This is a genomic window from Brevundimonas sp. CURTG3B2_SDJG, assembly GCF_057364705.1.
Map to the genome: position 1 here is coordinate 1 of NZ_JBNFOJ010000467.1, position 1456 is coordinate 1456.

Below are 1456 nucleotides of genomic sequence, written 5' to 3' on the forward strand. Positions count from 1 at the left end.
TCGGCGTCGGCCGGCGAGGCGCTGGACCGCGCGCTGCGGCTCGGGGCCGGACGGGTGGTCATCTGCGGCTCGCTGTACCTGGCCGGCGAGGTGCTGGGCGCGAGCCGCGAGACCTGGCCCGCCTAGATCAAGACCAAGAGATCAGGCCGCGGTCCCGCCGACGCCGCTCTCGGCGAGCCATTGAACGATCTTGCCGCGGGGCATGGCCCCGGACTTCATGGCGACGACATCGCCGTCCCTGAACAGGATCAGGGCCGGAATGCCCTTCACGCCCAGTCGAGAGGGGACCATCGGATTGTCGTCGATATTGATCTTGGCGATGACCACTTGGCCCTGAAGTTCGTCGGCGATCTGCTCGAGCGCCGGCGCGATCTGCAGGCAGGGCGGGCACCATTCGGCCCAGAAATCGACGAGCACCGGCGAGGCGGCGCGCAGCACATCGGCCTCGAAGCTGGCGTCGGTGACCTTGACGGCGCCCATGGGGAGCCCTCCTCCGGGGGTGGATGAGCCCTAGGCCTTGATGCCGGCCTCGGCCAGCCATTCGACGATCTTGCCCTTGGGCATGGCGCCGACCTTCATCGAGGCCAGTTGGCCGTCCTTGAACAGCATCAGCGTCGGGATGCCCTTCACGCACAGCTTGGAAGGCACCATCGGGCTGTCGTCGATGTTGACCTTGGCGACCGTCACCTGGCCGGCCAGCTCATCCGAAATCTGCTCCAGGGCGGGGCCGATCTGCTTGCACGGCCCGCACCACTCGGCCCAGAAATCGACCAGCACAGGCTGGCCGGCCTTCAGGACGTCGGTGTCGAAGCTGTCGTCGGTGACCTTGACGGTGGCCATGAAGAAGTCTCCTCGCCGCCGGCGGACGCCGGAGGGCTGTCTGAATCGGCTGGACACCTTGGAGTGATTCCAGCCCGTTGGGACCCATGTGGTGGACGCAGGCCCGCAAATCAACGCGCGGCGCCGCCCAGCGCCGCCTCCATCAGCTCCGGCGGCACGGACATCAGGCGGGGCCCGTCGGTCCAGACCAGGGCCGCCTCGACGGGGCGGCGGGATAGAGCTGTCTCAGAATGGAGACATAGACCGCCAGCTGGCGGACATAGGCGGGGTCCGCGTCCTCGGGCCGCTCGGGGGCGGGACGGTTGGTCTTGTAGTCGATCACCAGCACGCGGTCCGGCGTCACCACGAGACGGTCGATCCGGCCCGAGACCTGGGCGTCGCCGATGCGCCCGGTGAGCGCCGTCTCGCGCGCGAGCCGGGGCCAAACACCGGGGCGAACCGGGCGTCGTCCAGCACCCGGAAGGCGGCCGAGATCATCTCGGCGCGCTGGGCCTCATCCAGGTCCCGCTCGCGGGACAGAAGTCGGGCGGCGACATCGGCCCGCCGGGCGGGATCGACGTCGGGCAGGCGTTCCAGCAGGCGATGGATCAGGTCGCCGCGGCGGAACCGGCCCCAG

The 1456-nt window shown here is 69.5% G+C and carries 3 protein-coding genes and 1 pseudogene; 1 reads left to right on the forward strand and 3 read right to left on the reverse strand.

The window, feature by feature from the left end:
* Positions 1-126 (forward strand): hypothetical protein (locus AC2W7C_RS17865; RefSeq protein WP_486002566.1); only part of this gene is annotated, 126 nt, incomplete at its 5' end.
* 15 nt (positions 127-141) lie between these two features.
* Here AC2W7C_RS17865 and trxA (AC2W7C_RS17870) read toward each other — a convergent pair.
* The 3 genes and pseudogenes from trxA (AC2W7C_RS17870) to AC2W7C_RS17880 all read right to left on the reverse strand — a co-directional run.
* Complete coding sequence (gene trxA / locus AC2W7C_RS17870) at positions 142-480, reverse strand: thioredoxin (RefSeq protein ID WP_486002564.1); 339 nt, start codon at positions 478-480, stop codon at positions 142-144.
* 30 nt (positions 481-510) lie between these two features.
* Complete coding sequence (gene trxA / locus AC2W7C_RS17875; RefSeq protein WP_486002565.1) at positions 511-840, reverse strand: thioredoxin; 330 nt, start codon at positions 838-840, stop codon at positions 511-513.
* A 110-nt stretch (positions 841-950) separates the two neighbouring features.
* Positions 951-1456 (reverse strand): annotated as a pseudogene (locus AC2W7C_RS17880) (PD-(D/E)XK nuclease family protein); the annotation flags it as partial.